Source organism: Streptomyces sp. NBC_01017 (assembly GCF_045162795.1).
Lineage (GTDB): Bacteria > Actinomycetota > Actinomycetes > Streptomycetales > Streptomycetaceae > Streptomyces > Streptomyces machairae.
Map to the genome: position 1 here is coordinate 5,877,297 of NZ_CP108683.1, position 21,372 is coordinate 5,898,668.

At 69.9% G+C, this 21,372-nt stretch carries 22 protein-coding genes; 13 read left to right on the forward strand and 9 right to left on the reverse strand.

Features of this window, described 5'->3' with window-relative positions:
• Window positions 1–54 precede the first annotated feature (54 nt).
• From OG331_RS26955 to OG331_RS26970, 4 genes are all read left to right on the forward strand, one after another.
• Window positions 55–1,869 carry a bifunctional metallophosphatase/5'-nucleotidase gene (locus tag OG331_RS26955; RefSeq protein ID WP_406200698.1) on the forward strand — a complete coding sequence of 605 codons (1,815 nt, stop codon included), beginning with the start codon at window positions 55–57 and terminating at the stop codon, window positions 1,867–1,869.
• An 81-nt stretch (window positions 1,870–1,950) separates the two neighbouring features.
• Window positions 1,951–3,201: a DUF2993 domain-containing protein gene (locus OG331_RS26960; RefSeq protein ID WP_406200701.1), complete on the forward strand. Its 1,251-nt coding sequence runs from the start codon at window positions 1,951–1,953 to the stop codon at window positions 3,199–3,201.
• Window positions 3,202–3,393: 192 nt separating this feature from the next.
• Window positions 3,394–3,525: a hypothetical protein gene (locus tag OG331_RS26965; RefSeq protein ID WP_406200703.1), complete on the forward strand. Its 132-nt coding sequence runs from the start codon at window positions 3,394–3,396 to the stop codon at window positions 3,523–3,525.
• A gap of 106 nt (window positions 3,526–3,631) precedes the next feature.
• Window positions 3,632–5,404, forward strand: coding sequence for an ABC transporter ATP-binding protein (locus tag OG331_RS26970; RefSeq protein ID WP_406200705.1), 1,773 nt, complete (start codon window positions 3,632–3,634; stop codon window positions 5,402–5,404).
• Between the two features lie 33 nt (window positions 5,405–5,437).
• Here OG331_RS26970 and OG331_RS26975 read toward each other — a convergent pair whose 3' ends face one another.
• From OG331_RS26975 to OG331_RS27010, 8 genes are all read right to left on the reverse strand, one after another.
• Entirely contained in the window at window positions 5,438–6,232 is a 795-nt protein-coding gene (locus OG331_RS26975) for a carbonic anhydrase (RefSeq protein WP_406200707.1), read from the reverse strand.
• A gap of 143 nt (window positions 6,233–6,375) precedes the next feature.
• Window positions 6,376–8,451: a pectinesterase family protein gene (locus OG331_RS26980; RefSeq protein ID WP_406200709.1), complete on the reverse strand. Its 2,076-nt coding sequence runs from the start codon at window positions 8,449–8,451 to the stop codon at window positions 6,376–6,378.
• 114 nt (window positions 8,452–8,565) lie between these two features.
• Complete coding sequence (locus OG331_RS26985; RefSeq protein WP_406200711.1) at window positions 8,566–10,008, reverse strand: sensor histidine kinase; 1,443 nt, start codon at window positions 10,006–10,008, stop codon at window positions 8,566–8,568.
• Window positions 10,005–10,742, reverse strand: coding sequence for a response regulator transcription factor (locus tag OG331_RS26990; protein ID WP_406200713.1), 738 nt, complete (start codon window positions 10,740–10,742; stop codon window positions 10,005–10,007). The genes OG331_RS26985 and OG331_RS26990 overlap by 4 nt, the downstream gene beginning before the upstream one ends.
• 84 nt (window positions 10,743–10,826) lie before the next feature.
• Window positions 10,827–11,033: a hypothetical protein gene (locus tag OG331_RS26995; protein WP_406200715.1), complete on the reverse strand. Its 207-nt coding sequence runs from the start codon at window positions 11,031–11,033 to the stop codon at window positions 10,827–10,829.
• A 30-nt stretch (window positions 11,034–11,063) separates the two neighbouring features.
• On the reverse strand, window positions 11,064–12,128 hold the full coding sequence (locus OG331_RS27000; RefSeq protein ID WP_406200717.1) for a S1C family serine protease: 1,065 nt from the start codon (window positions 12,126–12,128) through the stop codon (window positions 11,064–11,066).
• Window positions 12,129–12,338: 210 nt separating this feature from the next.
• Window positions 12,339–13,361, reverse strand: a complete 1,023-nt coding sequence (locus tag OG331_RS27005) for a LacI family DNA-binding transcriptional regulator (protein ID WP_328880753.1) — start codon at window positions 13,359–13,361, stop codon at window positions 12,339–12,341.
• 117 nt (window positions 13,362–13,478) lie between these two features.
• A complete protein-coding gene (locus tag OG331_RS27010; RefSeq protein ID WP_362388745.1) occupies window positions 13,479–14,258 on the reverse strand; it encodes a response regulator transcription factor in 780 nt (259 codons plus the stop codon).
• 181 nt (window positions 14,259–14,439) lie between these two features.
• Between OG331_RS27010 and OG331_RS27015 the strand changes: the two genes are divergently transcribed.
• From OG331_RS27015 to OG331_RS27025, 3 genes are read left to right on the forward strand one after another with little or no spacing between them, the layout of a single operon-like run.
• Entirely contained in the window at window positions 14,440–15,324 is an 885-nt protein-coding gene (locus tag OG331_RS27015) for an alpha/beta hydrolase (protein ID WP_406200721.1), read from the forward strand.
• A gap of 37 nt (window positions 15,325–15,361) precedes the next feature.
• Window positions 15,362–15,616 (forward strand): MoaD/ThiS family protein, encoded by a 255-nt coding sequence (locus tag OG331_RS27020; protein WP_030052141.1) that lies wholly within the window; start codon window positions 15,362–15,364, stop codon window positions 15,614–15,616.
• Window positions 15,617–15,618: 2 nt separating this feature from the next.
• The gene (locus OG331_RS27025) at window positions 15,619–16,902 is read left to right on the forward strand and encodes a hypothetical protein (RefSeq protein WP_406200724.1); all 1,284 of its coding nucleotides are present in this window, start codon (window positions 15,619–15,621) and stop codon (window positions 16,900–16,902) included.
• Between the two features lie 79 nt (window positions 16,903–16,981).
• Here the strand turns inward: OG331_RS27025 and OG331_RS27030 are convergent, their stop codons facing one another.
• Window positions 16,982–17,377: a RidA family protein gene (locus tag OG331_RS27030; protein ID WP_406210298.1), complete on the reverse strand. Its 396-nt coding sequence runs from the start codon at window positions 17,375–17,377 to the stop codon at window positions 16,982–16,984.
• A gap of 136 nt (window positions 17,378–17,513) precedes the next feature.
• Between OG331_RS27030 and OG331_RS27035 the strand changes: the two genes are divergently transcribed.
• From OG331_RS27035 to OG331_RS27060, 6 genes are all read left to right on the forward strand, one after another.
• Complete coding sequence (locus OG331_RS27035; protein ID WP_406200726.1) at window positions 17,514–18,488, forward strand: helix-turn-helix transcriptional regulator; 975 nt, start codon at window positions 17,514–17,516, stop codon at window positions 18,486–18,488.
• Window positions 18,489–18,638: 150 nt separating this feature from the next.
• Window positions 18,639–19,376, forward strand: coding sequence for a DUF2993 domain-containing protein (locus tag OG331_RS27040; protein ID WP_406200728.1), 738 nt, complete (start codon window positions 18,639–18,641; stop codon window positions 19,374–19,376).
• A 215-nt stretch (window positions 19,377–19,591) separates the two neighbouring features.
• Window positions 19,592–19,672: an Ms5788A family Cys-rich leader peptide gene (locus tag OG331_RS27045; protein WP_350751515.1), complete on the forward strand. Its 81-nt coding sequence runs from the start codon at window positions 19,592–19,594 to the stop codon at window positions 19,670–19,672.
• A gap of 124 nt (window positions 19,673–19,796) precedes the next feature.
• Window positions 19,797–20,636, forward strand: coding sequence for a sulfurtransferase (locus OG331_RS27050; RefSeq protein WP_406200730.1), 840 nt, complete (start codon window positions 19,797–19,799; stop codon window positions 20,634–20,636).
• An 83-nt stretch (window positions 20,637–20,719) separates the two neighbouring features.
• Complete coding sequence (locus OG331_RS27055) at window positions 20,720–21,007, forward strand: DUF1416 domain-containing protein (protein ID WP_328426615.1); 288 nt, start codon at window positions 20,720–20,722, stop codon at window positions 21,005–21,007.
• Between the two features lie 88 nt (window positions 21,008–21,095).
• Complete coding sequence (locus tag OG331_RS27060; protein WP_328880761.1) at window positions 21,096–21,359, forward strand: DUF3099 domain-containing protein; 264 nt, start codon at window positions 21,096–21,098, stop codon at window positions 21,357–21,359.
• Window positions 21,360–21,372: the final 13 nt, after the last annotated feature.

The window sequence follows — 21,372 nt, forward strand, 5'->3', positions numbered from 1 at the left end:
GCTGCCGCCCGACGGGGCCATGTCACTCACGACTCACGACTCACAGGGGGGCGGATGTCAGCCACATCCCACCAGCAGCACCGCAGACGCCGTACGTACGCACTGATCGCGACCGCCGCAGGTCTGGCCACCGTGGGTGCGCTGGCCGCGGCGCTGCCCGCCACGGCGTCGGCGGGCGAGAGCACCGGCAAGGGCGGCCACGGTCACGGCCACAGCCGCTACCAGGACGTTCAGCTGCTGTCCTTCAACGACCTGCACGGCAACCTGGAGCCGCCGGCCGGCTCTTCCGGCCGGGTCACCGAACTGCAGCCGGACGGCACGACGAAGACCATCGACGCGGGCGGCGTGGAGTACCTCGCCACGCATCTGCGCCAGGCGCGCGAGGGTGAGAAGTACTCCATCACCGCGGCCGGCGGCGACATGGTCGGCGCCTCCCCGCTGATCTCGGGCCTCTTCCACGACGAGCCCACCATCGAGGCGCTGAACAAGCTCGACCTGGACGTCACCTCGGTCGGCAACCACGAGTTCGACGAGGGCGCCGAGGAACTGGCCCGCCTCCAGAAGGGCGGCTGCCACCCGAAGGACGGCTGCTACACGGACAAGAAGTTCAAGGGCGCCGACTTCCCCTACCTCGCCGCGAACGTCCTCGACGAGAAGACCGGCAAGCCGATCCTCAAGCCCTACTGGGTGTGGAAGAAGCGGGACGTCAAGGTCGGCTTCATCGGCGTGACCCTGGAGGACACGCCGGGCGTCGTCTCCGCCGAGGGCGTCAAGGGCCTGAAGTTCAAGGACGAGGTCGAGACGATCAACAAGTACGCCAAGGTGCTCCAGCGCCAGGGCGTGAAGTCGATCGTGGCGCTCATCCACGAGGGCGGGGCCCCGGCCTCCGCGTCGTACAACTACGACTGCGAGGCCCCGGGCGCGGGCGACGGCGTCTCCGGCCCGGTCGTCGACATCGCGAAGAACATCACCCCGCAGGTCGACGCGCTGGTCACCGGCCACACGCACGCCGCGTACGTCTGCTCGATCGACGACCCGTCGGGCAAGCCCCGCATGGTCACGTCGGCGGCGTCCTTCGGCCGCCTCTACACGGACACGACGCTGACGTACGACCGCTACACCGGCGACATCGCCCGTACGGCCGTGAAGTCCGCGAACCGCGTGGTCACCCGGGACGTCCCCAAGGCGCCCGACATGACCCAGCTGATCAGCAGGTGGAACACCCTCGCGGCGCCCATCGGCAACCGCGCGATCGGCTACATCTCCGCCGACATCCCCAGCGCCGGCACGGAGTCCCCGCTCGGCGACCTGATCGCGGACGCGCAACTGGCGTACGGCAAGGAACTGGACCCGGAGACGGACCTGGCGCTGATGAACCCCGGCGGCATCCGGGCGCCGCTGACCTTCGCGGCGAAGGGCGCCGAGGGCGACGGTGTGGTGACGTACGCCGAGGGCTTCACGGTGCAGCCGTTCTCCAACACGCTGAACCTCCAGGACCTGACCGGCGCGCAGCTGATCCAGGTGCTCAAGGAGCAGGTGAGCGGCACGAACGCGGCTTCGCCGAAGGTGCTCCAGATCTCCTCGGGCCTGACGTACGCGCTGGACCTGACGAAGTCGGGCGCGGACCGTGTGGTGACCGACTCGATCAAGCTCAACGGCGAGGCGATCAATCCGACGGCCACCTACCGCGTCGCCATGAACAACTTCCTCGCGGGCGGCGGCGACGGCTTCCCGACGCTGGGTCAGGGCACGAACGACCTGGTCGGGACCGACGACCTGACGGTGCTGGAGAAGTACCTGACGGCCAACTCCTCGGCCACGAACCCGATCGCCCCGCCGGCGGCGAATCGGATCACAGTAGTGCAGTAGTGAAGTGAAATAGCGTGAACTAGATCGCAAACCTCCGGTAGAGGTTGCGGGTGGGGGGCGTGCGCATGGTCGGATGGGCCGATGCGTTCCCCCCACCACATAACGGCGCATCCCCATCCAAACGCTCCCTATACGAACCCGTACGAGGAGCTCGGCAGGCTGGACGGCGGTCCTCTGGAGGAATTCCTCCACGACGACGTACCGGACGAGCCGGACCAATCGGATGAAGTGGACGCAGCGGCGGCCCAGGACGATCCCTGGGCCCCGCCCAATCACCGCCGCAACGGCCGTCGCCGCCGCAAAGGCCGCTTCGCGGCTCTTCCGTTCGCGATGAAGGCGGTCGTCGGCGTCGTCGTCCTCGCCGCCTTCCTCAGCCTCGCCGATCGCTGGGCCCTCCTCTACGCCGAGCGCAGAGCGGCGGACACCCTCAAGACCCACCTGGACCTCGCCGCCGCTCCCGAGGTGGAGATCGGCGGCTTCCCCTTCCTCACCCAACTCGCCGACGAGCGGCTGGACTCGGTGAAGGTGACCGTCCCCGACGTGGCCGCCGACCGGATCTCCCTCGCCCAGGTGACGGCGACGGCGAGAGACGTACGGCTCGACACCGACGGCCCGCTCTCGATACGCGGCGCCGACGTCCCCGAACTGGAGGGCGACGTCCTGCTCTCCTTCGCGGACCTCAACCGTGAACTCGGCGCATCCCAGGTCACGTTCACCGGAGAGGGCCACGACCGCATCCGGGCCCGCGGCACCCTGCCGGTCGCCGGACACGACCTCAACCTGCGCGCCGAGGCCCGCATCCTGCGCGACGGCGACCGGGGCATCGCCACCCACATCGGCGGCATGCGCCTGGACATCGGCGACCTGGCCACGTACCGCCCGGGTGCCCGCACCTCGGAGGGCCTGCACCTGAGCCGCGCGTCGGCGGCCCGCCTGGCCCACGAGACCCGCAAGGCGAAGGCGCTGCTGTCCGTCCCGTCCGTCGTACGGCGCCTGGGCGTGCCCGACTCGGTCGTCCGCGAGGCCCTGCGCCACGAGTCCAAGCTCACCGAGCTGACCGGCACGCCGCGCTTCATCCGCCAGGCCATGCGCCTGAACCTCATCGACCTGGCCCTCGACCACCCCCAGATCCTCAAGCTCCTCGGCTTCGACCCCGCCCTCCTCGACGCCCTCCCCCGGCTCACCCGCCCGGTCCTCGCCGACCAGCTCTCCCTGGGCTTCCGCCTCCCGGAACCGCCGAACGGGGACGTACGGCTGCGGGATGTGCGGGTGGAGGAGGACGGGATCAGGGTGCGGCTGGAGGGGGCCGGGCTGGCGGTGGGGCGCCGGTAATCAATTCTGTGTGAGTTCGCGATTAGTTCCGGGAATTCCCTGAAAAACTCTCTCAGGCTCAATTAATAGAGGTCTCAGCGGAATTGGCGATTTTCCGGTTCGGGCTCCCGTAATGTTTTCCGTGTCGAAAGCAATCGATTCAATCGATGCGACCGACGTCATCTGCGCAATCGGCGCAAGAACAAGGAGAACATGATGAGCTTCCACAAGATCGCCCCCGTCAAGAAGACCCGCAAGCCCGCCGCCCCGGCCCCGGCGCCCAAGAAGAAGCCGGTGGCGAAGAAGGCCGCTCCGAAGCGGCGTCCGGTCGCGCACAAGGGCTGAGGACACGACACGGGAGGCGGGGTCACCGAAGCGATCGGGCTTCGGGGGCCCCGCCTCCGTCATGTCCGGTGCCGGTCATGTCCGTTGCTGGGAAAGGGACTTGAGCATGAGGGAAGTGCGTACGGCCTTCCGCCGCTTCTGGCCGCTGACGCTCGGCGACCGCAAGTGGTCGGCGGTCATTGTGGCCTGCGTGGTGGTCGCCGCGCTCGCCGAGACCGCGTCGATCCTGCTGTTCGCGGAACTCACCGACAACGCGCTGAAAGCCGGTTCGCTCGCCGCCTTCTGGGGTCCGGCGGCGGCCTGGCTGGGCGTTGCCGTGCTGGGTGCGGTCGTCGGGTATCTCGGGAACTCGCTCGCCACCTGGACCGCCGAGAGATTCGTGCTGAGGCTGCGCGCAAGGGTCTTCCGGCATGTGCAGGGCCTGCCGCCGCACTTCTTCCAGAAGCACCGGCGCGGGGATCTGGTCGAGCGGCTCACCGGGGACGTCGAGGCCATCGAGCAGATGGTCGTGTCGGGCGTCGTCGGCACCGTGGCGGCGGTGTTCTCGGCTCTCTTCTACTCGGCGGCCGCCCTGTACCTGCGCTGGGACCTGGCCCTGGCCACCTTCGTCCTGGCGCCCCTGTTCCTGCTGGCCGCCCGCCGCTTCGCCGGCCGTATCCGCACCGCCTCCCAGGACGAGCGGGTCGCCGACGGTGCGATCACCTCGGTGGTCGAGGAGTCGCTGGGCCACATCGTCCTCACCCAGGCCTACAACCGCCACGGCGACGAGGAGAAGCGGCTCGACCGCGAGGCACGCGCCTGGATGAAGGCGTCCGTGCGGGGTGCGCGGCTGAGTGAGATGTACGAGCAGTTCGTCGAGGTCGTGGAGACGATCTGCGTGCTCGCGGTGATCGGCCTCGGGGTGTGGGAGATCTCCGCCGGCCGTATGACCCTGGGGCAGCTCCTCGCCTTCGCCGCCTTCGTCGGCTACCTCTACCCGCCCGTCCGCAGCCTCGGCCGGCTCGGCCTCACCCTCACCGCCGCCACCGCCGGCGCCCAGCGCCTCGGCGAGATCCTGGACGCCGAGCCGGCCGTCACCGACCCCGCCGAGCCCGTCGGGCCGTGGCCGGTCCACGGCCGGGTCGGCTTCCACGGGGTGTCCTTCCGCTACCCGGGCGCCACACGGGAGTCGCTGACCGAGGTGACCTTCACGGCCGGCCCCGGCGAGCTGGTGGTCGTCACGGGCCCGAGCGGCGCCGGCAAGTCGACGGCGGCCAAGCTCCTCACCCGGTTCTACGACCCCGGGTCGGGCGCGATCACCCTGGACGGCGTGCCGCTCCCGCAGCTGGACCTGCGCTTCCTGCGCGAGAACGTCACCCTGCTGCCCCAGGAGACCCTGATCCTCAACGGCACCGTCCGCGAGAACATCGCGTGCGGCCGGCCGGGCGCGAGCGACGAGGACATCGAGCAGGCGGCACGTTCTGCGGCGGCCCACGACTTCATCACCGCGCTCCCCGAGGGATACGACACGCACATCGCCCCCGGCACGGCCGCCCTCTCCGGCGGTCAGCTCAAGCGGCTCACCATCGCCCGCGCCATGCTGCGTACCGCCCCCGTCCTGGTCCTGGACGAACCGACGGCCGGCCTCGACTCGGTGGCCGCCCGCCAGGTCGTACAGCCGCTCCGGCGCCTGATGTCAGGCCGTACGACGATCATGATCACCCACGATCTGAGCCTGGCGCCGGATGCGGACAGGGTGCTGGTCGTGGATGGCGGGCGGCTGGTGGAGGCGGGCACGCATGCGGAGTTGGCGGCGCGGGGCGGGGTGTACGGGCGGCTGGCGGGGCCGGTGCCGGTGCCGGGGACGCCCGCGGAGGAGACCCTCGTCCTCAGGCGCTGACCCGGCCCTCGCCGCCGCCCCCGTTCCCTGCCGTCAGCCGACCCGATGCACGCGCTGAGTCGTCAGCTCGTAGCGGGCGCCCACGATGGCCAGTTGGCCGGAGGTCACCTTCGCGGCGAGGTCCGGCTCCGCCGCGAGTTGGGCGCGGATCGCCCGTACGTTGGCGTCGATGGTGGAGTCGATGCGGGCGTCGCCCTCCTGGGTGCGGTCTATGTTCGGGGCTATCCGGTCGGCGATGTACTGGATGTGGGCCGGTAGTCGCTCGCCGGACAGGTCCGACTCGACGGCGGCCTTCACGGCGCCGCACGACTGATGGCCGAGGACCATGACCAGGGGGATGTCCAGTTCGAGCACGCCGTAGGCGACGCTGCCGAGTACGGCTTCGTCGAGCACCTCACCGGCGGAGCGCACGGTCATCAGGTCGCCGAGGCCCTGGTCGAAGACCAGCTCCGGCGGGACCCGGGAGTCGATGCAGCCGAGGACCAGGGCGAAGGGGTGCTGACCGGACGTCAGGCTCTGGCGCACGGCGGGCGACTCGTCGGGGTGGCGCTGACGGAAGGTGCGCCAGCGCTGGTTGCCCGCGGCGAGCTCCCGCAGGGCCTCCTCGGGCGTGCCGGGCCGCCTGCGCGAGGCGCCGGCCGTGGGGGATGTGGGGGATGTGGGGGTGGTGGCGGAGGCGGGAGCCGTGCCGAGGGCCGCGGTCGCCCCCAGCGCCGCGGCCCCGGTCAGCCCGAACCGCAGGAGTGCGCGGCGGGCGGGAGAGGCAAGGGCGAACCGCTGGTGGGCGGCGGCGGTCGGCTGGGCGCCGACGGATCTGTCGGAGTTCACGGCGTGGAACGTACGCCCGAGCATCGGAACACATGTTCACGTTGCTGAATCATGGTCGAGCGCGGGGAACTCATGATCGAACGTTGGACGGCCCTTGACGTTCTCCCGCGCTCGCCTTGACGTTGAGCGGTTGCCGCAGGGCCTCAGGAGGCCGTGGGCGTCCAGTCCCCCAGCCAGTCGGCGACCTCCTGTCCGCCGGCCTGTGCGTCGGTCAGCTGCGGCCGCTCGGAGCTCGCCGAACCGGATCCCGGGCCGGTGTTCCGGTACTCGGCGAAACGGTCGTCCTTCCAGGAGAAGCCGCCCATGTCCGACCAGGGCGTGGACTTGACGGCCGCGCTCAGCGTGCTGTCCCGGACCGTGGTCTGCGGGTCGACGGTGGTGTCGCCGCCGGGGTGCCAGTTGCGGCCGAGGTGGAAACTGCCGTCCGCCACATCGCCGTTGACGGTGGACCGGTTGATCAGGATGCCCTTGCGGTTGCCGGGAGTGCTCGGCGCGGTGACGTACCCCGCCGACGTGCCGTTCCAACGCTTCTTCAGCGTGATGACGGACTTGTCCACGACGGCCGTCGCCCGGCCGAAGATGAAGTCGACGTTGCCGGTGACGTAGGAGTCGGCGATGTAGACACGGCCGAGCTTGTCCTTGGCGGCGGTCTCCAGCTCCAGGGTGTCCTGGTCGCCGTTGACGATGATGCCGTCGAGGAAGATCTTGTCGGCGGAGGTCAGCAGCGCCACGGCCTGGTGGCCGGAGAGGGACTGGTTGGCGGCCTCGTCGAAGTCGTTGGTGACGGTGAGGTTGCGCAGCTGCGAGTCGTCGGACTGGAGGGAGAGGGTGGCGCTGCCCGGGGTGCCGTAGGTCCCCGAACCGTCCGGCTTCTGCATGCCGGCCGCGTTGCCGTGGACGATGACCGTGTCCTTGCGGCTGCCGCCGGTGCCCTGGACGGTGACGTGCGGCTTGTTGGCCGGAACCTTCACGACCTCGCGATACGTCCCCGGCTTCACGGAGATGACGACCCGGGACGGGTTGTTCGCGGGTACGGCGTCCACCGCCGCCTGCACGGTCCGGTACTGTCCGCTGCCGTCCTTGGCGACGGTGAGCGTCGTAGCGGCCTTGGTGCTCGCCGGGGCGCCGGCGGCCATCGTGCCGAGGGAACTCCGGGGCCCCGCACCCGACTTGAGTAGCGAAGGCAGATTCACAGCCGGGTCCAGCGCGTACGAGTAGTACGCCTTCGGGTCGAAGGCGGTACCGCCGCTCTCGTTGCGGCCGCCGGTGCCCGAGAAGACGTTGCCGCGCTGGACGAGCGTCGCGGTGCCGTCCTTGGTGACGGGGTTGTTCATGCCCTGGAAGTAGGAGTTCTCCAGGACCATCGCCGTCCTGCCGCGCGAGTAGGTGCCGTACGACGACGTGATGTCGGTGCCCGCCACGTCCTCCAGGAAGTTGTTGTAGAGGTGCGCGTGGGCGGCGTTGTCGGTGGACGGGTTGCGCTGCTCGGTCTCACGGATCCAGTTGTGGTGGATCGTGATGTCCGTCTTGACGTTCTCGGTCCAGCCGATGCCGAAGGTCTTGTTGTTCTGGCTCAGCTTGTTCCAGGACACGGTCACGTTCGTGCTGTCCTTGCGGACGTCGATGAGCCCGTCGGCCATGTGCCGCAGATCGTTGTGGTCGATCCACACGTGATGCGCGCCATCCATCTGGATCGCGTCGAAGTCATGATCCTTGTCGTTCCAGATGCCCTGGTACGCGTCCCGGATGGTGAGGTTCCGGATGATCACGTTGTGCACGCCGGAGCCGAGGAAGAACCCGCCGCCGACGATGTGCCCGGACGTACCGGACCCGACGATGGTCTTGTCCGACTGAACCTTGATCTCTTTCCCGACCGGGTTCATGGTGATCGTCCCGGCCACGACGATGACGTACGGCTCGGCGGCCGTCGCGTACTTCTCCAGCTCGGCCTGCGTCCTGACGGTCACGATCTGCCCGTCACGCCCGCCGTAAGTACCGTTCTGCCCCAGCGAGTTGACGGACGCGAAGCCGTCGGCGGTGGCAGTGGCCCAGGCGGGGGCGGCGGCGGTCGCGGCGGACGCCTGCTGGGCGCCGGCGCCGAGGAGGCCGAGGCCGGTGCCGTGGACGAGGGCGCCGGCGGCGGTCAGGGTGAGGGGGAGCCCGACCGCGAGGGCCTTCCCGCCTCTGCGGTGGCGGGCTTTGCTGTGCTGCTCACTCATGGGGCGATCCGTTCCGTGCGGGGGGATGGTCCGCGGATCAGTCGCCGCCTCGCACGGAAAGGTTGCCGCCCTGAGAGAGCCGTTCGGGGTCCCTTCAGGGCCCTCGGGAGAGGCCTACGGCGTCTCCGGCGGAGCCGTCGGCGCACCCGGCAGGCGTACGGTCGCCACCGTGCCGCCGCCATCCGCGTGGGCCAGGGTGACCCGGCCGCCCGCCTGCTGCACCGTACGCGCCACGATCGACAGTCCCAGGCCCGAGCCCGGCAGTGCGCGGGCACTCGGTGAGCGCCAGAAGCGGTCGAAGACGTGGGGGAGTTCGTCGGTGGGGATGCCGGGGCCGTGGTCGCGGACGGTGAGGAGGCCGTCGGTGAGCCGCACCTCGACGGTGCCGCCCTCGGGGCTGAACTTCACGGCGTTGTCGAGGATGTTGACGACCGCCCGCTCCAGGGCCGCCGGTTCCGCCCGTACGTACCAGGGCTGGAGGTCGGCGGTGATCGTCAGCTCCGGGCCGCGGAGCCGTGCCCGGCGCAGGGCCGACTCGACCGCGTCCTCCAGCGAGACCACCTGTACGCGCTCGCCGCGCTGGCCCTCCGAGCGGGACAGCTCCTGCAAGTCGCCGATCAGAGCGGCCAGTTCGGTCATCTGTGCCTTGACCGAGGCCAGTAGGGCCTTGCGGTCCGCCTCGGGGATGGGGCGGCCCGTCTCCTCGCTGCGGGTGAGGAGTTCGATGTTCGTACGCAACGACGTCAGTGGTGTACGCAGCTCGTGGCCCGCGTCCGCGATGAGCTGCTGCTGGAGCTCGTGGGAGCTGGCCAGGGCGGACGTCATGGAGTTGAAGGAACGGGAGAGCCGGGCCACCTCGTCCTCGGCGTCGTCCTCGACCGGGATGCGTACGTTCAGGTCCTCGGTGCGGGCCACGTGCTCGACGGCTTCGGTGAGCTTGTCGACGGGGCGGAGGCCGGCGCGGGCGACTGCGAGGCCGGCGGCGCCGGCGCCGATGACTCCGATGCCGGAGACGAGGAGGAGGATCAGGGCCAGGTCGTTGAGGGTGGCCTCGGTGCCCTTGAGGGACACGGCGACGGTGACGGCGACGTAGGACTGCTCGCCCGTGACCTGGTTCCGGGCGACCTGTGGAATGGTCATCACGCGCAGCGGAGTGCCGTCCTCGGCGGTGCCGTTGCGGATGATGCCCTTGCCGGCACTACCGCTCTTGATCACGTCCTTGTCGGCCTGGGTGACCTCAATCGTGCCAACAGAGTCGTCGGTGACGCAGGGAGTTCCGTCCGCCTTGACGACCTGCGAGTAGAGGTTGCGGAAGGGCTGGGTGCCCTGGGGGGTCTGCGTGCAGTCGGACAGCGCGCTCGACATCTCGATGTTCTGCCCGGGCTTCATCCGAGCCTGTTGCAGATCGTCGTCCACCTGGTCGTACAGCCGGCCCTGCACAATGAACCAACACGTAACCGAAACCGCCGCCACCGCGAACGCCACCGCCGCCGCCACCAGCATGGCCAGCCGCGAGCGGATCGGCAGGGACCGGAACCGGCGTAGCACCTTGTTCACTCCGCGCCGCCCTGGCGCAGCACATACCCCACACCCCGCACCGTGTGCACGAGCCGCGGCTCGCCGCCCGCCTCGGTCTTGCGGCGCAGATACATGACGTACACGTCCAGCGAGTTCGACGACGGCTCGAAGTCGAAGCCCCACACCGCCTTCAGGATCTGCTCCCTGGTCAGCACCTGACGCGGATGCGCCAGGAACATCTCCAGCAGCGTGAACTCCGTACGGGTCAGCTCCACCGGCCGCCCACCCCGCGTGACCTCGCGCGTCGCGAGGTCCATGCGCAGGTCGGCGAAGGTCAGCGCCTCGTCCTGCTCCACCGAGCCCGCACCGGCGGCCGCCGCGTACGAGCTGCGCCGCAGCAGCGCGCGGACCCGGGCGAACAGCTCGTCCAGTTCGAACGGCTTGACCAGATAGTCGTCGGCCCCGGCGTCCAGCCCGGTCACGCGGTCGCCGACGGTGTCGCGGGCGGTCAGCATGAGGATCGGTGTCGTGTCGCCGGCGCCACGGATGCGGCGGGCGGCGGTCAGGCCGTCCATGCGGGGCATCTGGATGTCGAGGACCACCAGGTCGGGCCGGTAGGCGGTCGCCTTCTCCAGGGCGTCCGCGCCGTCGACCGCGACCTCCGTGTCGTATCCCTCGAACGCGAGGCTGCGCTGGAGTGCTTCACGCACGGCAGGCTCGTCGTCGACGATCAGGATGCGCTGGGGGTCACGGTCGCCGTCGGCGGGGCTCATGGGCTCGGGATCCTCGGGTGCGGTGGGACGGGAGGGCAGGACAGGCGCTGAGCGGGCTGGACGCCTTCAGCCTCGCATGCTTTCTCAGCCTCGTACGGTACGGCGGCGGCCGCGGGCGGCAGCGGTGCGGCGAGCGGTGCTCGGGCGGGCGGTCGCCACCTCCGGCGCCCGGGACGGGGCCGTGGGAGCGTGCAGGGCGCCGGCGACCGCCAGGGCCAGGACCAGGTCGGCCGGTCCGCCGCCGGCCGCGGTGTGCTCGACCCGGCCGACCTTCTCCACCTGCTTGATCATGAGGTACCCCTTCAGCTCGGTGAGCCCGGCTCAGCTCTGCGATCCCGACCGCAGCTTCGCCAGATCGGACTTGACGGTGTTGATCGGGATGGCGAAGCCGAGGCCCACGCTGCCCGCGTTGGACGCACTCGAGCCGGCGGCCGAGTACATCGCGGAGTTGATGCCGATGATGTTGCCGTTCATGTCGATCAGCGCGCCGCCGGAGTTGCCGGGGTTCAGAGACGCGTCGGTCTGGATGGCCTTGTACGTCGTCGTCGACGAACCCGTGTCGCCGTTGAACTCCTGGCCGCCGAACTCGAACGGCCATCCGCTGCCGCCCTGCTGCTGTTGCTGCTGCCGGCCCTCGTCCGTCGAGACGGTCACGTCACGGGCGAGCGCGGACACGATGCCGCTGGTGACCGTGCCGGTGAGGCCCTCGGGGGAGCCGATCGCCACGACCTGGTCGCCGACCTGGACACCGGAGGAGTCGCCGAGGGTGGCCGTCTGCAGGCCGGACGCGTTCTGCAGCTTGATCAGCGCGAGGTCCTTGCTGCTGTCGGTCCCGACGACCTCGGCGGTGTACTCCTTGCCGTCGCTGGTCTTCACCTTGACCGACGAGGCGCCGGCGACGACGTGGTTGTTGGTGACGATCTCGCCGTCACCGGTGATGATCACGCCGGAGCCGGTGGACGACCCGGCGTTCGAGGCCGCGTTGATCTCGACGATGCTCGGGCTGACCGCCTTGGCGACCCCGGAGACCGTGCCCTTCTGGCTGGACGGGACGACGTTCGTGCTGGTGGAGCTGGACGCGGCGACGGTGTCGCTGCCGGTCAGCTCCTGTATGCCGTACGCCGTGCCGCCGCCGATCGCCGCGGCGACGATCGCGACGGCGGCGAGGAGGGCGACGGGGCCGCGCGGCCGGCGCCGCGACCTCGGCTGCTGGGCGACGGGCTCGGTCAGGAGAGCGGTGGGGGCTCCGCCGCCCGCCTGCTCCGCCGACGGCCGGTAGGCCGGCGGGGGCGGCCACTCCGGGTTCACGGGGGAGGAGGCGTGCTGCTGCTGGGCGCCCTGGTACGGGTTCTCGTAATCGCCGCTGCGGCGGAAGCTCTCGGTCATGGCAATGAGCTTGTCGCCCGACCATGAGAGCTTCCTGAGTGCTGCCTGAGAAGCCCGGCAGAAGGCCGTATGCCCGATGTAAAGACGCTTCTGGAGGCCGGCCGGGCTCTCTCAGAGATGCTTCACAGAAGCGCCCCTTCAGGGGCGCGGGAGACTGCGCGAGCAACCACGGACAACCGCAAGCCGTCCGACGTCAAAACCCCCGAGCACTCAGGCGCACCCGCATGACCGTCGGACGACAAGCCGCGACGGAAACACCTTCAACCGCTCCCGCCGCGACCCGGCAACCCGCAGCCCGTCATCGAGCACCAGATCCACCGCGGCCCGAGCCATGGCCGACCGGTCCGAGGCGATAGTGGTGAGCGGCGGATCCGTCAACGCCGCCTCCTTGATGTCGTCGAACCCGGCGACAGCCAGCTCCCCCGGCACATCGATCCGCAGCTCCCGCGCCGCGCGCAGCACGCCGATCGCCTGGTCGTCGGTGGAGCAGAAGATCGCCGGCGGCCGCTGCGGCCCGGCGAGGAGGTCGAGCGCTATGCGATACGCGTCGTAGCGGTTGTACGGTGCCTCGAACAGCCGCCCCTCGGTGGGAATCCCGGCCTCGGTCATCGCGCGCCGCCAGCCCTCGACGTGGTCGGAGACCGGGTCACCGACCGCGGGGGTCTCCGCGGTGCCGCCCATACAGGCGACGTACTCGTTGCCGTGCTCGATGAGGTGGCGTACGGCGAGCTGGGCGCCGCCCAGGTCGTCGGTGACGACGGCGACGTCGTCGATGGCCTCGGGCCGCTCGTGGAGGAGGACGACCCGGGCGTCCCACGCCTCGATCTCGGCGGCGGCCAGGTCGTTCAGGGCGTGCGAGACGAGGATGAGCCCCGAGACCCGCATGCCGAGGAAGGCGCGCAGATAGTGGACCTCGCGCTCGCCGACGTAGTCGGAGTTGCCGACGAGCACCATCTTTCCGCGCTCGGCGGCGGCCCACTCGACCGCGTGCGCCATCTCCCCGAAGAAGGGCTGGCGGGCGTCCGGCACGATCAGGCCTATGAGGTCCGTGCGCCGCGAGGCCATGGCCTGGGCGACCCGGTCGGGCCGGTACCCCAGTTCCTTGATCGCGGCGAGGACACGCTCGCGCGTGGCCGGGGCGACCGGCCGGGGTCCGTTGTTGATGACGTAGCTGACGACGGCAGTGGAAGTACCTGCCAGCCGTGCGACGTCATCGCGAGTCACCTTGGCCACGCGCGGAGTCTACGCGGATGGACCTGCTCTGGGCAGGGCGTGAAGGAGCTTGCCTGCCGCTCCACTGTCACTCTCCTGCGCGAGAGTGACGCCCGCGACACCCCGCCCGGGCGCCCGTCATACGTCAGCACGGACCTCGGCGCCGTCCAGGGCGGCCATCTCGTCCGCATCCGCCGATTTTGCCCGGTCAGCCTTGGCCTTGGCTTCCTCGGCGGCGCGGTCCACCTTCTCGGGCGTAACGAATCGATAACCGACGTTCCGGACGGTTCCGATCAGCGACTCGTGCTCCGGTCCGAGCTTGGCGCGCAGCCGTCGTACGTGGACGTCGACCGTCCGGGTGCCGCCGAAGTAGTCGTAGCCCCAGACCTCCTGGAGGAGCTGCGCGCGCGTGAAGACGCGGCCCGGATGCTGGGCCAGGTACTTCAGCAGCTCGAACTCCTTGAAGGTGAGGTCGAGGACCCGGCCCTTGAGCTTGGCGCTGTAGGTGGCCTCGTCGACCGACAGGTCGCCGTTGCGGATCTCCATGGGGGAGTCGTCGTTGACGATCTGCTGGCGGCCCATCGCGAGCCGCAGCCGCGCCTCGACCTCGGCCGGGCCTGCGGTGTCGAGGAGGACGTCGTCGATGCCCCAGTCGGCGGTGACGGCGGCGAGGCCGCCCTCGGTGACGACGAGGACGAGCGGACAGCCGGGCCCGGTCGAGCGCAGAAGCTGGCACAGGCTGCGGACCTGTGGGAGGTCGCGGCGTCCGTCGATCAGGATGACGTCGGCACCCGGGGTGTCGACGAGGGCCGGGCCTTCAGCCGGAGCCACGCGTACGTTGTGCAGCAGCAGGCCGAGTGCCGGGAGCACCTCTGTCGACGGCTGGAGGGCGTTGGTCAGGAGCAGCAGAGAACTCATACGTCTGGTTCCTCCTCGGTCCCTGCGAGGACATGTGCGGTACGGAACTGCTCTGCGATCCCGGGGGCCCCGTACACCTGCGGTCACCTGAGGTTTCCCGCGTCGTATACAACGCTTCCGAAAGCACAAAAGGACCCGGGGGCTACGCTGCCCGAGTCCTCTGCCCAGCAGAATAGCCCACATGAGCATTCGTCCGGCAGGTCATGTGGCACGATCCACGGTTAGTCCGAATTCTGAGACAACCAGACGTACACCTATGCGGACGTTTCTGCACACGGATGACGGCGTGACGATCGATTCCGTATACGACCCGGGTGCGGTCGTATACGACTCCTCACGTCCACCTGCCCGTGACCTGGTGTTCGTCGTCGCCCATGGCTTCACCGGCGATGTGGACCGGCCACATGTACGACGGGTGGCGCAGGCCCTCACCCGGCACGCGGCCGTCGTCACCTTCTCCTTCCGCGGGCACGGTGCGTCGGGCGGGCGGTCCACGGTCGGGGACAAGGAGGTGCTCGACCTGGCGGCCGCCGTGCGCTGGGCCCGCGGACTCGGGCACACACGCGTGGCGACCATCGGCTTCTCCATGGGCGGCTCGGTGGTGCTGCGGCACGCGGCGCTGTTCGGGGAGGGAGACAAGGGCGGGGGCGGCGAGGAGCCGGCGGAGCGCGGGGCGCGTACGGACGCGGTGGTGTCCGTGAGCGCGCCTGCGCGCTGGTACTACCGGGGCACGCCGCGCATGCGCCGCCTGCACTGGCTGGTGACCCGGCCCGAGGGGCGCCTGGTCGGCCGGTACGGATTCCGTACCCGGATCCACCACCGGGACTGGAACCCCGTGCCGATGTCCCCGGTGGAAGCGGTCCCGAGGATCGCGCCGACGCCGTTGCTCATCGTGCACGGCGAACTCGACGGCTACTTTCCCCTCGACCACCCCCGCATGCTGGCCCAGGCGGCCGGTGACCACGGCGAACTCTGGCTGGAGCCCGGCATGGGCCATGCCGAGCACGCGGCCGGTGACGATCTGCTGGCCCGGATCGGGGACTGGGCCGTCGCACGGGGCGGCTAGCCTGACGGGGTACACAGCCGATCGACAGAGGAACCGGATGCCAAAGGTCACGGTGCGCTACTGGGCCGCCGCGAAGGCCGCGGCCGGAATCGCCGAGGAGCCGTTCGACGCGGCCACCCTCGCCGAGGCGCTGGACGCCGCACGCGAGCGACACCCCGGTGAACTCGTGCGCGTCCTGCAGCGATGCTCCTTCCTCGTCGACGGTGACCCCGTGGGCACCCGCGAACATGAGACGGTACGGCTGGCCGACGGCGGCACGGTCGAGGTGCTCCCGCCGTTCGCAGGAGGGTGACGATGACCGACCAGCCGTATCAGGGGTACGACGGTTACGACGGGTACGACCCGTATCAGCAGCAGCGACAGCAGCCGCAGCAACCGCAGCAGCCGACCGCGCCGCAGGCGTGGCCGGGGCAGCAGGCGTACGACGATCCGCAGGCCGCCCAGCAGTACACGCAGCAGTGGCAGGGGCAGACCTGGGAGACGCAGGTGCAGCCGCCGGTGGCTCCTTCTGCCCCCTCTGCCCCTTCCGATCCGGCTGCGGAGACGTCTTATCTGCCCTCGCAGGGGGCGGGGGCGTACGCGGGGTACGGGAGCGCTTCCGAGGCCCATGGCTGGGACGGGGTGCCGCAGGCACAGGGGCGGCATGCTGCCGCTCAGCCGCAGGGGCGCGCCCAGCAGGGCCATGGTCAGCAGTTCCATGCTCAGCGGGCTCGGCCTCAGTCGTCCCACGCCCAGGCGTCTCCAGCTCAGGCGTCCCGCCCCGAGGCGGAGGCCGGATCCGGTGACGGTCCCGGCTACGGTCCCGCGACCGTCGCCGGCAACACCCGTGTCACGGACGCCCAGCGGGCCCGGCTGGAGGGCCGTTCCCCGATCATCGAGCCCGGGATCCAGCCGGCCGCGCTCACCGCGCTGCTGGGGCTGTTGCTCTCGGTCACGGCTGCGGTCGGGTCGTACGCCCTGCTGGTGCCCCTTGTCGCCCTGCAGGCCGTGACGGCCGCCGGCTGGTTCCGGCTGAACGGCATGTGGCCGGCCCGGCAGGGTATTGCGCTGGCCTTCGCGGGCGCGCTGGCGGCGGATGTGTCGCTGCTGGTGGCCGACGGGGCGCCTGCGGCCATCCTCGGCACGCTGGGTGTCTGGGTGCTGCTCACTCTGGTTCTGCAGCTTCGTTCGCACGCCGAGCCGGACGAGCGGATGTACGGGCTGATGGCGACGGTGGTCTCGGCGGCGCTGGCGATTGTCGCGGCGGGGTATCTCGCGGCCGACGCCGATGCGGTGAGTGTCGGGGCGGTGGCGGTTGCTGTCGCGGTGCTGGTGCGGGCGTTGCCGTTGCCGACGGTGGCTTCTGTGGTCGCCGCTCTGCCGGCCGCGGCCGGAGCGGGGGTCGTTGTCGGTGCGATGACGGGGGTGGGGTCCGGCGGGGCCGTGCTCGGGGTCGGGGCCGGGGCGTGTGCCCTGATCGGCCATCGGGTGGCCAGCTATGACTATCCGTCTCGGTTCGTGCACTTCACGGCGGGGGTTGCGCTGCCGTTGGCTGCTGCGGCGCCGGTTGTTTATTTGTTGGGGCGGGCGCTGGTCTGAGGCGGGGCTTTCGCTGAGTGCCGAGAGCGCCGGTGCCGCGGGACGCCACCACGACGCGGCGTCCCGCGGCTCGGACGACTCACGCGACGGCGGTTCCCTCAAGCTCGACCATCAGGGTGGGGATCGCCAGCCGTGTCGTCCCGAGCATCGTGGTGGTCGGCGCCACCCCGGCGGCGCCCAGCCGTGCCGCCAGCACGCCGTAGTGCTGGAAGAGCAGATCGACGTCGGTCGTGTAGACGTTGAGCCGGACGAGGTTCGCGAGAGACATCCCGGCCTCGCCGAGCACGGCCTGCAGGTTGTCGATGCTCAGCGTCAACTGCGCCGCCATGTCGCCGGCATGCTGGGGCTTGCCATCGCTGCTCATCGCGGTCTGCCCCGAGATGTACAGAGTCCGTGTGTGCCCCGAGACGACCTCGCCCTGGTTGAATCCCATCTCCGCCGACCGCGTCACCGGGTTGACCGCCGTTCGTTCCACTGCCACATCAGCTCCATTCGCTGCATCGGGAGTACGCACGTCCATCGGCTCGGCATTCGCCGACTGTGACGTCGTGTCAGCGAGCGTCCCAACGAATCACGACATCCTCAGTCATGTATTTCGTTAGAGTTTTCGAATGCGCGCCGACCGGCTGGTCTCACTGGTGCTACTGCTGCGCCGGCGCGGTCGGCTGACTGCGGACACGCTGGCCCGCGAGCTGGATGTGTCCACCCGCACCGTGCTGCGCGACATCGAAGCGTTGTCCGCGGCCGGCGTCCCGGTCTACGCCGAACGCGGCCGGCATGGCGGGTTCGCCCTGCTGCCCGGTTTCCGCACCGAGCTCACCGGCCTGAACCACGACGAGGCCCTCGCCTTGCTGGCTGCCGGATCGGGGCGCGGCGAGCAGGTGTTCGGCCTCGGCTCGCAACTCGCTTCGGCCATGCGCAAGGTGCTCGACGCGCTGCCCGAGAGCCACCGGGCCACCGCGAGCGACGCGGCCCGGCGGTTCCTCGTCGACCCGGACACCGACCTGCTCTCACGGCGGCCGGCCGCTGATGAGATACCCGACACCACAATGATCGAGATCAGGCGCGCAGTGCTCGCCGGACACAAGCTGCGCATCCACTACGAGGCCACGGGCCAGACACCACGATGGCGCACGGTGGACCCGATCGGCCTGGTCACCGTACGCGACCGGGGCTACTTGCTGGCCACGAGATCCGGCGCGGACCGCACCTACCGGTTGTCGCGGGTGCTGGCCGCCGAGGAACTCCCCGAAGCGGCACAGCGACCGAACCAGGTCGATCTGGACCGGATCTGGCAGGAACGCTCCACGCAGTTCCTCTCCGGAAGCGACCACCTCACCGTGCTGGTCCGGGTGAAGCCCGCCCGGCGAGAGGACCTGCTGGACACCGCGCTGGCCGTCCGCGCGGAAGAACCCGACGCAGACGGCTGGCTGCGGCTGAAGGTGACCTTCCAGGATTCACGGCATGCCGAATGGGCGCTGTGGCAGCTCGCCACGGACGCGGAAGCCCTGACCCCACAGTCGCTGCGCACCGCCCTGCGCAACCGCGCAGAGGCGATCGCCACCCGCTACGGAGCGCCATCCTGAGAGGGGGCGCCTGAAGGCGCCTTCCTCTGCGGCGGCTCAGCCCGCAGGCAAACCCCCTGTCACAGATGATCGACAATTCGCCGGTCAACCCCCGCCGCAGGGTTACCCTCGCGTCGTTGACGAACACCGAGGTGGGGGGAACACCACAACATGCGTGCCCTGCGGATACTGCTGATAGTCGTCGTGATCCTGGGCGGCCTCTTCGTGCTGGCCGACCGGCTGGCCGTCGGGTTCGCCGAGGATGAGGCGGCCGGGAAGCTCCAGGCGAGCGAGAACCTTGCCGCCGCCCCGGACGTGTCCATCAAGGGCTTCCCGTTCCTCACCCAGGTCGCGAGCGGCTCGCTCGACGATGTCGAGGTCGGCATCAAGGACTACGAGGCCACCGCCGGCACCGACGGCAAGACGATCCGGATCGACGACCTCACGGCGAGCATGAAGGGCGTCGAGTTCTCCGGGAACTACAGCTCCGCCATCGCGGCCAGCGCCACCGGCACCGCGTCCATCACCTACGCCGAGCTGCTGAAGACCGCCAAGTCCGAGCCCACCGAGGTCGCCCCCGGCGTCACCGCGAACGTCGTCGGCCTCTCCGACGGCGGCAACGGCAAGATCAAGGTCGCCGTCGAAGCCACCGTCCTCGGCACCAAGCTCCCCAGCCCGGTCTACGTCCTCAGCTCGGTCACCGCGCAGGGCGACACCGTACGGGTGAAGGCCGACACCCTGCCCAACTTCGGCGGCGCCGACATCGCCGAGAACCGGGCCCGTGCGATCACCGACTTCGAGCAGAAGATCGACGGCCTCCCCGGCGGTATCCAGCTCGACAGCGTCCAGGCGGCGAAGGACGGCGTCGAGATCACCGTGAAGGGTTCGAACGTCCGCCTCGCCGGGTAGTACCGCGGCGGGCGGAGCGAATGGGCCCGTAAACGCCTCGCGTCCAATGGGCGAGACGGTGTCGTCCGTACCGTAGATGTGATGCGAGACGCATCCCTCCGGAAGCCGTGCGGCCGGGGCCTCGACGGCGCTTCCTTCCCATATTGCGGACGATCGCGTCTCAGAATGCGACACGCCGGTGACACGCCCGCCTGTCCGTCCCTACGATCGAGCCCATGAAGCGACAGGCGGATCTCACGAAGCGGCGGGCAGTAGACCTCTGCCGCGTTGCCGCCATGCTCTGTCGCCCCTTCTGAGCGGAAGCTCCGACTTCTGCGTTTCCCCGCTGCCCCGATCAGGGCACAGGTGCGTCGTCTCGGTCCGAGCACGCACCCCTCGCACTCGCACGCCCCGCCGCAACTGCCCCGGAGGAGAAAGAGCATGAGCCGCAGCGACGTCCTCGTCGACGCCGACTGGGTCCAGGACAACCTGGACGACGCCAACATCGCGATCGTGGAGGTGGACGAAGACACGTCCGCCTACGAGAAGAACCACATCAAGAACGCGATCCGCATCGACTGGACCAAGGACCTGCAGGACCCGGTCCGCCGCGACTTCATCGACCAGGAGGGCTTCGAGAAGCTCCTGTCGGCCAAGGGCATCGCCAACGACACCCTGGTGATCCTCTACGGCGGCAACAACAACTGGTTCGCGTCGTACGCCTACTGGTACTTCAAGCTCTACGGCCACGACAACGTCAAGCTCCTCGACGGCGGCCGCAAGAAGTGGGAGCTGGACGCCCGCGAGCTGGTCGAGGACGTTCCGGAGCGCCCCGCCACCGACTACAAGGCCAAGGCGCAGAACACCGCCATCCGTGCCTTCCGTGACGACGTGGTGGCGGCCATCGGTTCGCAGAACCTGGTCGACGTCCGTTCGCCCGACGAGTTCAGCGGCAAGCTGCTCGCGCCGGCCCACCTGCCGCAGGAGCAGTCGCAGCGTCCGGGCCACGTCCCGTCCGCCCGCAACATCCCGTGGTCCAAGAACGCCAACGACGACGGCACCTTCAAGTCGGACGACGAGCTCAAGGAGCTCTACGCCGAGGAGCAGGTCGACCTGGCGAAGGACACCATCGCCTACTGCCGCATCGGTGAGCGCTCCGCGCTGACCTGGTTCGTCCTGCACGAGCTGCTCGGTGTGGAGAACGTCAAGAACTACGACGGCTCCTGGACCGAGTACGGCTCCCTCGTCGGCGTGCCGATCGAGCTCGGCGCCAACAAGTAAGCCCGTAGCAAGCGTAGTAAGAGCGCAGACCCGCAGATCCCGACCGGCCTTCCTTCCGGTCAGACCCCTCTTTGGAGAAAGACATGTGTGGAGCGAAGGCCGGCGGCCCCGACGCCTCGACGATCAAGCCCGGTGAGACCACGATCCAGGGTCAGGTGACCCGCGACGGCGAGCCGGTGACGGGCTACGTCCGTCTGCTGGACTCGACCGGCGAGTTCACCGCGGAGGTCCCCACCTCCGCCACGGGCCAGTTCCGCTTCTACGCGGCCGAGGGCACCTGGACCGTGCGCGCACTCGTCCCCGGCGCCACCGCCGACCGTACGGTCGTCGCCCAGCAGGGCGGCCTGGCGGAGATCGCGATCGCGGTCTGAGGCACCTCTGATCGGCCGAAGGGCCGCACCCCACGGGTTGGACGCCTGGGGTGCGGCCCTTCGGCCTGTGCGGATCTACTCTGGAGTCATGTACGCGCGGCGGCGTCACTGGTACTTCGCCATGATGGGGATCTGCATCACGCTCTTCGTCCTGGCCTGGGGCGTCGTACGCCTGTGGTCGATCCCGGTGGCCGTGGGCATGTGCGTGGTCGCCATGGTCATCCCGCCGCTCGCCGCCATGGTCGCCAACCGCCGCGGCCCGGAGGACCGCTGGTGGGACGACCCGTCCGGCGACCCCCAGTCCGACGAGTGGTGGGACGAACTGGACGGCAAGAAGCGGCCGCGCCAGTGAGCGGCCCCCGGCG

Excerpts from the sequence above, each read along its gene's own strand:
- OG331_RS26955 (WP_406200698.1), top strand. The coding sequence starts at position 55 with ATGTCAGCCACATCCCACCAGCAGCACCGCAGACGCCGTACGTACGCA.
- OG331_RS26960 (WP_406200701.1), top strand. The coding sequence starts at position 1,951 with ATGCGTTCCCCCCACCACATAACGGCGCATCCCCATCCAAACGCTCCC.
- OG331_RS26965 (WP_406200703.1), top strand. The coding sequence starts at position 3,394 with ATGATGAGCTTCCACAAGATCGCCCCCGTCAAGAAGACCCGCAAGCCC.
- OG331_RS26970 (WP_406200705.1), top strand. The coding sequence starts at position 3,632 with ATGAGGGAAGTGCGTACGGCCTTCCGCCGCTTCTGGCCGCTGACGCTC.
- OG331_RS26980 (WP_406200709.1), bottom strand. The coding sequence starts at position 8,451 with ATGAGTGAGCAGCACAGCAAAGCCCGCCACCGCAGAGGCGGGAAGGCC.
- OG331_RS26990 (WP_406200713.1), bottom strand. The coding sequence starts at position 10,742 with ATGAGCCCCGCCGACGGCGACCGTGACCCCCAGCGCATCCTGATCGTC.
- OG331_RS26995 (WP_406200715.1), bottom strand. The coding sequence starts at position 11,033 with ATGATCAAGCAGGTGGAGAAGGTCGGCCGGGTCGAGCACACCGCGGCC.
- OG331_RS27000 (WP_406200717.1), bottom strand. The coding sequence starts at position 12,128 with ATGACCGAGAGCTTCCGCCGCAGCGGCGATTACGAGAACCCGTACCAG.
- OG331_RS27010 (WP_362388745.1), bottom strand. The coding sequence starts at position 14,258 with ATGAGTTCTCTGCTGCTCCTGACCAACGCCCTCCAGCCGTCGACAGAG.
- OG331_RS27015 (WP_406200721.1), top strand. The coding sequence starts at position 14,440 with ATGAGCATTCGTCCGGCAGGTCATGTGGCACGATCCACGGTTAGTCCG.
- OG331_RS27020 (WP_030052141.1), top strand. The coding sequence starts at position 15,362 with ATGCCAAAGGTCACGGTGCGCTACTGGGCCGCCGCGAAGGCCGCGGCC.
- OG331_RS27025 (WP_406200724.1), top strand. The coding sequence starts at position 15,619 with ATGACCGACCAGCCGTATCAGGGGTACGACGGTTACGACGGGTACGAC.
- OG331_RS27035 (WP_406200726.1), top strand. The coding sequence starts at position 17,514 with ATGCGCGCCGACCGGCTGGTCTCACTGGTGCTACTGCTGCGCCGGCGC.
- OG331_RS27040 (WP_406200728.1), top strand. The coding sequence starts at position 18,639 with ATGCGTGCCCTGCGGATACTGCTGATAGTCGTCGTGATCCTGGGCGGC.
- OG331_RS27045 (WP_350751515.1), top strand. The coding sequence starts at position 19,592 with ATGAAGCGACAGGCGGATCTCACGAAGCGGCGGGCAGTAGACCTCTGC.
- OG331_RS27050 (WP_406200730.1), top strand. The coding sequence starts at position 19,797 with ATGAGCCGCAGCGACGTCCTCGTCGACGCCGACTGGGTCCAGGACAAC.
- OG331_RS27055 (WP_328426615.1), top strand. The coding sequence starts at position 20,720 with ATGTGTGGAGCGAAGGCCGGCGGCCCCGACGCCTCGACGATCAAGCCC.
- OG331_RS27060 (WP_328880761.1), top strand. The coding sequence starts at position 21,096 with ATGTACGCGCGGCGGCGTCACTGGTACTTCGCCATGATGGGGATCTGC.